9 protein-coding genes are annotated in these 11,386 nt (G+C 73.8%); 7 read left to right on the top strand and 2 right to left on the bottom strand.

Annotated elements, in window-relative coordinates:
• The first annotated feature begins 187 nt into the window (after nucleotides 1-187).
• The 4 genes from ACFXG1_RS32255 (at nucleotide 188) to ACFXG1_RS32240 (ending at nucleotide 3,048) form a co-directional block, all read left to right on the top strand.
• On the top strand, nucleotides 188-1,786 hold the full coding sequence (locus tag ACFXG1_RS32255; RefSeq protein WP_384745738.1) for an FAD-dependent monooxygenase: 1,599 nt from the start codon (nucleotides 188-190) through the stop codon (nucleotides 1,784-1,786).
• A gap of 33 nt (nucleotides 1,787-1,819) precedes the next feature.
• Entirely contained in the window at nucleotides 1,820-1,906 is an 87-nt protein-coding gene (locus ACFXG1_RS32250; RefSeq protein ID WP_356322043.1) for a putative leader peptide, read from the top strand.
• A 111-nt stretch (nucleotides 1,907-2,017) separates the two neighbouring features.
• Entirely contained in the window at nucleotides 2,018-2,629 is a 612-nt protein-coding gene (locus ACFXG1_RS32245) for a cysteine dioxygenase (protein ID WP_384720652.1), read from the top strand.
• Nucleotides 2,626-3,048 (top strand): rhodanese-like domain-containing protein, encoded by a 423-nt coding sequence (locus ACFXG1_RS32240; protein WP_384720655.1) that lies wholly within the window; start codon nucleotides 2,626-2,628, stop codon nucleotides 3,046-3,048. The genes ACFXG1_RS32245 and ACFXG1_RS32240 overlap by 4 nt, the downstream gene beginning before the upstream one ends.
• A 165-nt stretch (nucleotides 3,049-3,213) precedes the next feature.
• Here the strand turns inward: ACFXG1_RS32240 and recX are convergent, their stop codons facing one another.
• Together recX and recA are read right to left on the bottom strand one after the other, a co-directional pair.
• The gene (gene recX, locus ACFXG1_RS32235; protein ID WP_384745736.1) at nucleotides 3,214-3,828 is read right to left on the bottom strand and encodes a recombination regulator RecX; all 615 of its coding nucleotides are present in this window, start codon (nucleotides 3,826-3,828) and stop codon (nucleotides 3,214-3,216) included.
• Nucleotides 3,829-3,830: 2 nt separating this feature from the next.
• On the bottom strand, nucleotides 3,831-4,961 hold the full coding sequence (recA, locus tag ACFXG1_RS32230) for a recombinase RecA (protein ID WP_384745734.1): 1,131 nt from the start codon (nucleotides 4,959-4,961) through the stop codon (nucleotides 3,831-3,833).
• A gap of 292 nt (nucleotides 4,962-5,253) precedes the next feature.
• Here recA and map point away from each other — a divergent pair, with 292 nt between their 5' ends.
• From map to ACFXG1_RS32215, 3 genes are all read left to right on the top strand, one after another.
• Nucleotides 5,254-6,021, top strand: a complete 768-nt coding sequence (gene map, locus ACFXG1_RS32225) for a type I methionyl aminopeptidase (protein ID WP_384721392.1) — start codon at nucleotides 5,254-5,256, stop codon at nucleotides 6,019-6,021.
• A gap of 187 nt (nucleotides 6,022-6,208) precedes the next feature.
• The gene (locus ACFXG1_RS32220; RefSeq protein ID WP_384745732.1) at nucleotides 6,209-8,077 is read left to right on the top strand and encodes an HSP90 family protein; all 1,869 of its coding nucleotides are present in this window, start codon (nucleotides 6,209-6,211) and stop codon (nucleotides 8,075-8,077) included.
• Entirely contained in the window at nucleotides 8,074-11,280 is a 3,207-nt protein-coding gene (locus ACFXG1_RS32215; RefSeq protein ID WP_384745730.1) for a tetratricopeptide repeat protein, read from the top strand. The genes ACFXG1_RS32220 and ACFXG1_RS32215 overlap by 4 nt, the downstream gene beginning before the upstream one ends.
• Nucleotides 11,281-11,386: the final 106 nt, after the last annotated feature.

Raw genomic sequence — 11,386 nt, 5'->3', positions numbered from 1 at the left:
CCGCCTCCGCCGTCCCGTCCCCGCGCACCACCGATGGATCAGTGCCCGCCGTGCCGCTCCCCCGTCACTTGACGCAGGCACCCCCAGTAGGTTGCATACGTTCTGTGATCGCGCAGCGGGGCCCCACCGCACCTTCCCGAACGCCAACGACCGCCCTCATGACCCCGCGAACCCGAGGAGCCGCTCCGTGGATCCGGTGATCGTCGTCGGCGCCGGTCCCGTCGGGCTCGCCCTCGCCCTCGCGCTCGGCCGCCAGGGCGTACCCACCGTCGTCCTCGACGAGGGCACGGACCCCGAGGAACCCCGCCCGGCCAGGACCGTCGTCCTGCGCCCCGACACGGCGGCGGCCGTCGAACGCCTGGGCTGCGCCACGATCCACGACGAGGGCGCCCGCTGGACCGGCTGGCGGTCGATGCGCCGTAAGCAGGAGGTACGCAGGCTGCCGCTTGGCGGCGAGGACCCTCCTTCGCCATTGCACATCCCTCAGCACGCCCTTACCCGCGGCCTGCGGGACGCGGTCACCGCCCAGCCGCTCGCCACCCTGGTCACCGGGGGCCGGGTGGACGCCCTGGAGCAGGAGCCGGGCGGGGTCACCGTCCACACCCGAGGCCCGGAGGCGACCTGGTGGCGGGGCAGCCATGTGGTGGGCTGCGACGGCGCCCGGTCGACCGTACGCAAACTCCTCGGCATCCGGTTCCCCGGGCGTACCGCGGTGGAACGCCATGCCGTGGCCACCCTGCGGGTCGAACTCCCCTGGCCCGACGAGGCACTGCTGCACCGCCGGCCGCCGTGGCGCGGCGCGGGGGCCGAGATCACCGCCCGCCCGCTGCCCGACGACGCCTGGCGGCTGGACTGGCTGCTGCCGCCCGGCGGGGATCTGGTCACCCCCGACACCCTGGTGGCACGGGTCCGCGACACCCTCGCGGGCTGGTGCGGGACCACTCCGCCGTACGACCTCCTCGACACCGGGGTGTACACGGCGCACCACCGGCTGGCCCGGCGCTGGCGGGTGGACCGGGCGTTCCTGGCGGGCGACGCGGCGCATCTGCTGGGCGCGCTCGGGACCCAGGGCCTCGACGAGGGGCTGAGGGACGTCGACAATCTGGCGTGGAAGCTGGCGCACGCCCGGCAGCACAACGGTTCGGAGACCCTGCTCGACAGCTATCAGGCGGAGCGGCGGACCGCGGTCGCGGCCCGGCTGCGCGCCGCCGACCACGTCCTGCCGTCGGTACGCGGCGGCGGGGCCCTGCGGGTCCGGCTGCCCGGTACCGCGCGCGGCCACGAGGGCCTGCTCACCGACGCCCATCTCGGCCGGGGGCCGCTGGGCGCGCCGCCCGCGCACACCCACTCGCCGCTCGCCCCCGAGCCAGCCCCGGCCCAGGTCGTCGTCGCCACGGAACCGGGAGGTCCGGTCGAGGACGTCCAGGTCACCGCGCCCGACGGCACCGGCGCCCGGCTCCGGGACCGGCTGGGGCAGGGGCGGTTGCTGGTGCTGCTGATCGCGCCCGGTACCGGGGTGTGGGACCGCAGGCACTGGCAGAGCGCGGGCGTGATGCCCCGGCTGGACGCCGCGGTCTCGGCGCTGCCCGTGCCCGCCGAACTGCTGGTCGCCGAGGCGTATCCGGGCGCGTCCGCCCATACCGTGCTGCTGGTACGGCCGGACGGGCACCTCGTCGCCGCCTTCTCGGGGGTGCATCCCGAGGAGCTGTACGAGGCGGCGGACGCCGCCCGCGGCGGCGACACCACCGCGGCGACGCCCAGTGACAGCACCGCGGACGTCAATTGACCAAGGGAGGGCACCGGTGGTGTACTCCGATTTGTGACCGACACCGATGTACGCCTGTGGCGGAGGGTCCATATGGATCTCCTCCGCTACGCGGGCTGTGTGTGTCGACCGTCCCGCTGACTTCGCGACGTTCCTGATCTCCGGCGCTCTTCCGCCGCTTTCCCACGCGCACCGTACGGGCCGCTTCGCGGCCCCGTGCGCGCCTCCGCGAACTCACCAGGACGGTTCTCCATGTCCCAGCCCGTGTCCGCGTTCCCCTCCCCTTCATCCTCCTCGTCTCCCTCATCCCCCTCATCCCCTCCGTCTCCCTCGTCTCCCTCGTCGCCCTCGTCCGATTCCGCCGGCCGCGGCTCCGGCCCCACCTCGGCCGAACTGCTCGACTTCGTCCGCCGCGCCGCGGCCGACCCGGAGCTGATCTCGTCCCTCCCCCTCGACCCCGACGGCCGTACCTGGGTGCGCCTCGACGGACCGGGTGAGAGCGAGGCCTGGCTGATCGGCTGGCCACCGGGTTCGGGTACGGGCTGGCACGACCACGCCGAATCGCTCGGCGCCTTCGCCACGGCGACGGGCGAGCTGGTCGAGCACTCCCTGGCCGTACGGCTCCCGGCCGGGGGCTGGAAAACCCTCGAACTCGCCGAGGACCTCGACCGCGAGCGCCGTCTGCCCGCGGGCCGGGGCCGGGCCTTCGGCCGCCATCATGTCCACGAGGTACTGAACGCGTCCGCCGCGCACGCCGTCTCCGTACACGCGTACTACCCGCCGCTGCCGCTGATCCGCAGGTTCAGCCGTACCGGCGCGGTACTCCGTCTGGAACAGGTCGAGCGTCCGGAGGACTGGCAGTGAGCAGCGATTCCGTATCAACCGTCGACAGCGGCCCCATCGTGCCGCCCGTCGGTATCGATGTCCTACTGGAGCGGGTCCGCGAGGGCCTGGACCGGGTGACGGCCCGGCAGGCGTTCGAGGAGGCGGCGGCGGGCGCCCTGCTGGTGGACATCCGCTACGCGGCACTGCGCGACCGGGACGGACTCATCCCGGGCGCGATCGTCGTGGAACGCAATGAGCTGGAGTGGCGGCTCGATCCCCTGGGGAGCCATCGGCTGCCCGAGGCGGTCGGCCACGATCTGCGGATCGTGATCGTCTGCAACGAGGGATACGCCTCGTCCCTCGCCGCCGAGTCGCTCCGCCGGCTCGGTCTGTACCGTGCGACGGATCTGATCGACGGTTTCCAGGCATGGAAGGCGGTCGGTCTCCCGGTCGTCTGACGCCGGGTCGGCCCCGGCGCGCGTCCGCCGTCATCGCTCCTTCCCCGCCCCGGCGGGGAAGGAGGACGGAGAACGGACCACGGATCACGAACGGTTCGTACGGTCCGGGCGCCACGGTCTCCCCCGCGGAGCGCGGCACCGGACGATACGACGACACGACCCGTCCTACGGGAGTTCGTCGGATTCCACGGGATCCCGGAGGTCCAGGGCGTCGAAGGCGTCGGCCTCGTCACCGGAGAGACGCTCGCCCTCCTCCTCAAGGGCACGGCGGACCACCCGGAGCGCCATACCCTCGCCATAGCCCTTGCGGGCCAGCATGCCCGCGAGCCGCCGGATACGCCGGTCGCGGTCGAGTCCCCGGGTGGCGCGCAGCTTGCGCTCGACCAGGGCCCGGGCGGTCTCCTCCTCGCTCTCGGAGTCCAGCCGCCCCACCGCCTCGTCGATCAGGGCCGCGTCCACGCCCTTCGTCCGCAGTTCACGGGCGAGGGCGCGGCGGGCGAGCCCCCGGCCGTGGTGCCGGGAATCCACCCAGGCGCCCGCGAAGGCGGCGTCGTCGATCAGCCCCACGTCCTCGAACCGGGAGAGCACCTCATCGGCCACCTCCGGCGGGATCTCCCGCTTGTGGAGCGCGTCCGCGAGCTGTTTGCGGGTCCGCGGGGTGCCGGTGAGCAGACGCAGGCAGATCGCCCGCGCCCGCTCAGCCGGATCCTGGGGCGGCAGCGCCTTCTCGGCCCTCGACGAGTCGGCGCTGCCGCCCGGCCATTCGGTGCGCCGGGCCATGGTCAGCTCTTGGCCGCCGCCGCCTTGGCCGGCTTGGCCTTGGTGGCGGGGGCGGGCACCGTCTTCGCCGTGTCACCGGAAGCGGCCGTGGGACCGCTCGCCGCGTCCGCGGCCGGCTCGGCGGCCGGGGTCTCCGGCCGGACGCCCACGCCCAGCTTCTCCTTGATCTTCCGCTCGATCTCATTGGCGAGATCGGGGTTGTCCTTCAGGAAGTTACGGGCGTTCTCCTTGCCCTGACCGAGCTGGTCGCCCTCGTACGTGTACCAGGCACCGGCCTTGCGGACGAAGCCGTGCTCCACACCCATGTCGATCAGTCCGCCCTCGCGGCTGATGCCCTGGCCGTAGAGGATGTCGAACTCGGCCTGCTTGAAGGGCGGGGCGACCTTGTTCTTCACGACCTTGACACGGGTGCGGTTGCCCACCGCGTCCGTGCCGTCCTTGAGCGTCTCGATCCGGCGGATGTCGAGGCGCACCGAGGCGTAGAACTTCAGCGCGCGGCCACCGGTGGTGGTCTCGGGCGAGCCGAACATGACGCCGATCTTCTCGCGCAGCTGGTTGATGAAGATCGCGGTGGTCTTCGACTGGTTGAGCGCGCTGGTGATCTTCCGCAGGGCCTGGCTCATCAGCCGCGCCTGGAGACCGACGTGGGAGTCGCCCATCTCGCCCTCGATCTCCGCCCTCGGCACGAGGGCGGCCACCGAGTCGATGACGATCAGGTCGAGCGCGCCGGAGCGGACCAGCATGTCGACGATCTCGAGCGCCTGCTCGCCGTTGTCCGGCTGGGAGAGGATGAGGGAGTCGATGTCGACGCCCAGCTTCTTCGCGTACTCGGGGTCGAGGGCGTGCTCGGCGTCCACGAAGGCGACGGCGCCACCGGCCTTCTGCGCGTTGGCGACGGCGTGCAGCGTGAGGGTCGTCTTGCCGGAGGACTCCGGGCCGTACACCTCCACCACCCGGCCGCGGGGCAGCCCGCCGACGCCGAGCGCGACGTCGAGCGCGGTCGACCCGGTCGGGATGACCTCGATGGGCTCGTTGGGCCGCTCGCCCAGGCGCATCACCGCGCCCTTGCCGAATTGGCGTTCAATCTGTGCGAGCGCGGCGTCGAGCGCCTTCTCGCGGTCGGTTCCTGCCATGGGTTCCACCCGGTTTGCTTGTGTCGATCGCTTCACGTCAAAGACGCTAACCCCTGCCACTGACAATGGGCCCCGCCGCCCGTCCCGCCTGTGGACGACGCCCCGGTGAAGCACGGCTCCGGAGCCTCCATAAGAATGGATGTTCGATTTTGGTGTCAAGCGCATCGCCCGGCGCGCCGCCGAACCGTCCACCGCCGCTCCAGCCCCCTCGGCGCCACGGAAACCCGCACCACGACCGTGATATTAATACCGGTATAAATATTGGTTCGCGGTGCCGCGGGGAGACGAACACATGGTGGAGATCAAGACCGATGCCGCATTGGACGCGATGCGGGAAGCCGGACGTGTGGTGGCCCGCGCCCTGGCCGCCGTGGAGGAAGCGGCGGGAGTGGGGACGTCCCTGCGGGAACTGGACGAGGTGGCCCGGTCGGTCCTGGCCGACGCCGGAGCCGGCTCCCCGTTCCTCGGGTACCGGCCGTCCTTCGCCCCGGTGCCCTTCCCTGCCGTGATCTGCGCGTCCGTCAACGACGCCGTGTCGCACGGCATACCGACCGGCTACCGGCTGCGCGACGGCGACCTGGTGAGCATCGACTGCGGCGCCCTGCTCGACGGCTGGGCCGGCGACGCGGCCGTCTCCTTCGTCGTCGGTACCCCGCGCCCCGGCGACCTCGAACTGATCGACGCCACCCGGCGGGCCCTCGACGCCGGTATCGCCGCCGCCCGGGTGGGCCGTCGCATCGGCGACATCTCCCACGCCATCGGCGCCGTCGCCGACGAGACGGGCTGCGGTATGCCCGCCGACTTCGGCGGCCACGGCATCGGCCGCCGGATGCACGAGGACCCCCATCTCCCCAACCGCGGCCGGACCGGCCGCGGTCTCCCCCTCCGGCACGGCCTGGTCCTCGCCATCGAACCCATGCTCATGGCGGGCGGCCGGAACACCTACCGCACCGATGCCGACGGCTGGACCCTGCGCACCACGGACGGCAGCAGGGCCGCCCATTTCGAGCACACCGTCGCCGTCACCGAGCAGGGCCCCCGCGTCCTGACCCTGCCCTGACCTTCCGCCGCGTACGCCGCCCGGCGAGTTGCCGCGGGCGGCAAATAGCGGAGAGGAATGTCGGTGGCCGCCTCTACTCTGAATCCCGCGTACGTGATCCGTGAGGGGGGGAACCTCGCGATCGCTCGTTCCCGACTTCCTTCCGGCTCTCCCCGGCCGGTCAGTGTGCAGCGCGAGGTGATGCGGTATGACGTCGACCGTCGAGGCGGAGGAGACCCCGCCCGAAACCAACAGTTTCCAGGTCGATCTGCGCGGCCTGGTCGATCTGCTCTCCCACCATCTGTACTCCAGCCCCCGGGTCTACGTCCGCGAGCTGCTCCAGAACGCGGTGGACGCCGTCACCGCCCGCCGAGCCTTCGACCCCGACGCCCGGATCCGGATCCGGCTGTCGGCCGAGGGGGGCCGGGTCTCGATCGAGGACAGCGGCATCGGGCTGACCTCCGACGAGGTCCACACCCTGCTCGCCACCATCGGCCGCAGCTCCAAGCGCGGCGGCGAGCACGGCCTGGAATCCGCCCGCCGGGAGTTCCTCGGCCAGTTCGGCATCGGGCTGCTCGCCTGCTTCGTCGTGGCCCGTGAGATCCGGGTGGTCACCCGCTCCGCGCGGACGCCCGAAGCGGCCCCCGTGGAGTGGCTGGCCCACGACGACGGTTCGTACACGGTACGCGCCCTGCCCGACGAGGCCCGGCCCGAACCGGGGACGACCGTATGGCTGGAGCCCCGTCCGGGCGCGGCGGAGTGGCTGGAGCCGCGCCGGGTGGAGGAGCTGGCCCGCGACTTCGGCTCCCTGCTGCCGTACGACATCGTGTTCGCCGACGGTTTCGGCGCCGAGCGCCCGGTGACCGACCGGCCCGCCGTCTGGGACCGCGAACACTCCTCCCCCACGGCCCGCCGGGTGGCGCTCGCCGGACACTGCGCCCAGCTCTTCGGATTCACCCCGCTCGACACGATCGACCTCGACCTGCCGGTCGCCGGGGTGCGCGGGGTGGCCTATGTGCTTCCCGAGCCGACCAGTCCGGCGCACCGGGCGGGGCACCGCGCCTATCTCAAGGGCATGCTGCTCACCGATCGCGCGGACAATCTGCTGCCCGAGTGGGCCTTCTTCGTGCGGGCCGTGGTGGACACCGACACCCTGCGCCCGACGGCGTCGCGGGAGAACCTCTACGACGACGAGACGCTGGCCGCCGTCCGGGACGCGCTGGGCGGCGCGGTCCGCGGCTGGCTGACGGAGCTGGCCGCCGGTGACCCGCGGCGGCTCGCCGCCTTCCTGGACGTCCACCACCTGGGGGTCAAGTCGCTGGCGCGGCACGACCCCGAGCTGTTCGGGCTGATGCTGCCGTGGCTGCCGTTCGAGACCAGCGACGGCCAGGTCGGCCTGGAGGAGTTCGCGGCCGCGCACGGCCGGATCCACTTCACCCGGACCGTCGAGGAGTTCCGCCAGATCGCCCCGATCGCCGCGGCCCACGGCCTCGGTGTGGTCAACGCGGGATACACGTACGACGCGGATCTGCTGGCCCTGCTGCCCACCGTCCGGCCCGGGGTGACGGTGACCGAGCTGGACGCGGGCGCCGTCACCGACCGCCTCGACCCGGTGCCCACCGAGGCCGAGTTGGCGCTGACCTCCTTCCTGGCGACCGCCCGCACCCGGCTCGACCCGCACGACTGCGACGTGGCGATACGGGCCTTCCAGCCCGTATCGGTCCCGGCGCTCTACCTCGACGACCGGCAGGCCCGGCACGAGCGCGACCGGTCCACCGCCCGGGAGAACGCGGATTCGCTGTGGACCGACATCCTCGGCTCCCTGCGCGGCTCGGCGCCCCGGGCCCGGCTGGTGCTCAACCACAACAACCCGCTGATCCGCCGGATCGCCGCGCTCCCCGACCCCGAGCTGACCGGTACCGCGATCGAATCGCTCTACGGCCAGGCCCTGCTGATGGCCCAGCGACCGCTGCGTCCCGCCGACACGACACTGCTCAACCGGGCCTTTCTCGGGCTGCTGGAATGGGCGACCCACTCCGGTGCCGCGAATACCGCCCGGAAGGAGGACGAGAAGTGACCGCGATGACCGCCGAGGAGATCCGCCGGAACCTGTGGGACAACGACCGCAGCCCGCACGGACCCGCCAGGATCGCCCGCGCCGAGTCCCTGGGCGCCGCCGCCGAGGCGGCCAAGGACCCCGCCCTGTTCCGGCAGTCCCTCCTGGGCCTGATCGACGCCTACGAGTACAGCGCCGAGCGCACCAAGATGGTGGTGCCGTTCGCCCGGCTCCTCCAGGAGTACGACCGCGATCCCGGGGCCTTCGGCTCGTACGAGGTCCACAGCCTGTTCTGGCGCTTCAAGTGGGTCACCGGCGGCATCGTCGACTCCCCGGACGTCCCCCTGGACGCCGTGGAGCGCTGGCTCGTGGACATGGAGCGGCGCTACCGGCTCGCGGGCCACAGCGAGCGGGCCGTACGCCAGGCCGAGCACTCCCTGGCCGAGGCGACCGGTGACGAGGAGTGGACCGAGCGGGCCTTCGCCGCCTGGATGGCCGCCGACCGGGACCGGATGAGCGACTGCCACGCCTGCGAGCTGAACAACCAGGGGCAATACCGCGCCCGCCGGGGCGAGGACACCGAGGCCGTACGGATCTGGACCCCGGTGCTCGACGGCGAGCTGACGTGCATGGAGGAACCGCACCGGGTCCTCGCGCACTCCCTGCTGCCGCTGCTCCGGCTCGGCCGCCTCGACGAGGCCCGCTCCCACCATCTGCGCGGCTACCGCCTGGCCCGGGGCAAGGAGAGTCTGCTCCGGTCGATCGGCGCGCATATCGAGTTCTGCGCCCTGACCGGCAACGAGGCCAGGGGTCTTGAGGTCCTCGCGGAGCACGCCGCTCATCTCGGGTCCCTGACCGATGTCGAGGCGCAGCTGGGCTTCAACGGCGGGGTGCTGGTGCTGCTGCGGCGGCTGCGGGAGACCGGCCACGGCGACCGGCCCACCGTCGCCCACCAGGGCGCGGTGCGTACGGTCACGGAGCTGTACGAGCTGCTGCACACGGACGCGACCGGGATCGCCGCGCGCTTCGATCTGCGCAACGGCACCGCGCATGTGTCGGAGCGGCTGGCCGAGCGGGTCGCCCGGCGGCCCTTGGTCGACGCGCTGCCGCTGGGGGTCCGCAGCCCGCTGCTGGCCCCGGCGGGCGGGTCGGCCGGCCCGCCCGCCGGGATCGCGGTGTCCGCCGCGCCGGACACCGGCACCGGCGGCGCGGCCGGGCCGTCGTTCGCGGAGCTGGTCGAGCGGGCCCGGGCGGCCCGTAGACGAGGACATCCGGCCACCGGTGGGCTGTGGGCGGAGGTCGCCCGCCGGGCCGGGGCCGAACCGGGCGCGGCCGACGACCCGGAACTCGCCGCCGATCTGCTGGAGGCGGGGGCCGGGGACGCGGCCGAGGACGGCGCGCCGGACGCGGTGGAGCGGTTCCTCGGGGCCGCGCGGGCCCACCGGGCGGCGGGGCGGCGGAGCCGGGCGGCCTACGCGGAGCTGGCGGCGGCCGGTGCCGCGGCACGCGCGGGCACCCCGGCCGACGAGGTCGCCGAGCTGCTGGCGGCCGCCGTACGGACCGCAGGAGAGCTGGACCCGGCGGATCCGGCGCGTGAGCGGCGGATCGCCCTGGCGGAGCTGGCGGAACTGCGCCTGGGCTCGATGCTGCGCCGGAGGGCCCGGAAGGCCCGGAAGGCGGGGGACACGGGGATCGCCCCGGACGGCGACCCGGCGGGCGACGACCCGGCGGACAGCGACTCGGCGGGCGACGGGCACGGGCACGGGCCCGAGCAGGTGGACGCCGTACTGCTCGCCCGGCTCGATGCCTTCGTCTCGGCCCGGAGCGCCGCCATCGGATCGATCCCGGCGGGGCCCGGTGCCGCGGCGGACCCGTACGGCACGGTGGACGTCCTCGCCCAGGCGGAGCTGACGCTCGCGCATCTCCTCCTGCCGGCCGGCGAGCCGGAGCGGGCCGCGGCGCTGCTGGCGTCGTCGGCGGAGCGCTTCGTCGCCGCCGGGCGGCCCTGGGACGCGTGCGAGCCGCTGTCGGTACGGGCGGGCGTCGTCGCGGGGCTCGGCGACACCGGGGCCGCGGAGGCCGACGCCCGGGCGTCGCTCGCCCACGCGGCCGAGCTGACCGAGGCGCACGCGCAGGGTTCCGTACGGCTGACGCTGGCGAGCGTCCTGATCCGGCGCGACGGCGGGGCGGCGGAGGCCGCGGGGCTCGCGCTGGACGCGGCGCACTGGTTCGACCAGGCGGATTCGGCGGAGGGGCCCGCGACCCGGGCACGGCTGCTGCTGTCGGAGGCGTACGCCAGGACGGACCGGGACGCGGAGGCGGCCGAGGTGCTGCATTCCGTCCTGCCCGACCTGGTGGCGGAGGGCGACGACGAGGAGATCGTCCGGGCCCGGCAGCTGCTGGGGCGGCTGCTCCGGCGGCTCGGCGACCCGCGCGGGGCCGCCGAGCAGTATCTGCTCGCCGCGGATGCGGTCACCGGCTGGGAGGACCCCGCTCCGCAGGCGAGTCTGGCCAATACGGCGGCGGAGGCGCTGGCCGAGGCCGGGGTGGTCGACGGGGCGGAGGCGGCCTACGGGCGGGCCCTGGAGCTGTGGCGGCGGGTCGGTGGTTCCCCGGTGGCCGAGGTGCGGGTGCTCCGGTCCCTGGCCTGGCTGCGGTTGCGGAACGACGCGCCCGCGGCGGAGTACGGCCGGGCCCGCGGCTTCATGGACGAGGCGCTCGCCCTGGTCCGGGACGCCGACGACCCCGAGTCGCGGTACGAGTGGGCGCAGACCTGCTTGCAGCTGGCGCGGCTGGTGATCGCCGCTCAGGAGGCCGCCGATGAGGAGGCCGAACACGACGGCGGCGGCGACAGCGGCGACAGCGGCCTCGGTGCTCCGAACATCGCGGGCATCGATGGCGCGTCGGACGCCGGAGCCGCCGGGATCGCCGCCGGGGCGGATGTGTCCGGGGTACGGGACGGCGCGCCGGGCCGCGCGGAGGCGCTGGGCCGGGGGATCGAGCTGCTGGACCGGGCCGCCGCGCTGTTCGCCGAGTTCGGCCCGGCCGCCGTGTACGACCGGTTCGACGCGCTGGTGCGCGCGGCCTGGTCGGAGCACGAGCGGGACCGGGCGGACGCCGCCAAGGACCGGATGACGGCCCTCATAGCGGAGCTGGAGCAGGGGGAGGACGAGGAGTCCGCCGGGCTGCTGGACGACGCCCGGGAGATGCTCACCCGGATGTGACACCGACGCCCCGGACGCCGGGGGTGGGGGCCCGGCCGGGGGCGCCGGCGCCCGCGGGGGGCGGTGTATAAAAATAGAACGCCCGCGACGACAAAACAATAATAAT

Source organism: Streptomyces sp. NPDC059248, assembly GCF_042753905.1.
Classification (GTDB): Bacteria; Actinomycetota; Actinomycetes; order Streptomycetales; family Streptomycetaceae; genus Streptomyces.
This window is presented reverse-complemented; position numbering and strand designations above follow the sequence as displayed.